General features: G+C 44.6%; 2 tRNA genes and 1 rRNA gene. All 3 read right to left on the bottom strand.

The features are described 5' to 3' along the window. Positions 1 to 80 precede the first annotated feature (80 nt). A tRNA-Ala gene (locus tag CD147_RS09595) sits at positions 81 to 156 on the bottom strand. A gap of 18 nt (positions 157 to 174) precedes the next feature. After that, positions 175 to 251, bottom strand: a tRNA-Ile gene (locus CD147_RS09590). 97 nt (positions 252 to 348) lie between these two features. Beyond that, positions 349 to 410: ribosomal RNA gene (locus CD147_RS09585) — 16S ribosomal RNA — on the bottom strand; the annotation flags it as partial.

Genomic DNA, 410 nt, shown 5'->3' with positions numbered 1-410 from the left:
TTAACACTCTAATTCACTCGGTTTTGCTTGGTAAAATCTAATTTACTTACTTATCTAGTTTTCAATGTACAATCATTTAATGGTGGAGACTAGCGGGATCGAACCGCTGACCTCCTGCGTGCAAAGCAGGCGCTCTCCCAGCTGAGCTAAGCCCCCATCTATTCAAGTATTTAATGGTGGGCCTGAGTGGACTCGAACCACCGACCTCACGCTTATCAGGCGTGCGCTCTAACCAGCTGAGCTACAGGCCCATTAAATCGTTGAATGCTTATTATAAATATTCAAAACTGAATACAATATGTCACGTTATTCCTTCACCTCTATGAGGTGTTCCGAATATATCCTTAGAAAGGAGGTGATCCAGCCGCACCTTCCGATACGGCTACCTTGTTACGACTTCACCCCAATCA

Origin of the sequence: Staphylococcus devriesei, from assembly GCF_002902625.1 — a bacterium.
Classification (GTDB): domain Bacteria; phylum Bacillota; class Bacilli; order Staphylococcales; family Staphylococcaceae; genus Staphylococcus; species Staphylococcus devriesei.
This window is presented reverse-complemented; position numbering and strand designations above follow the sequence as displayed.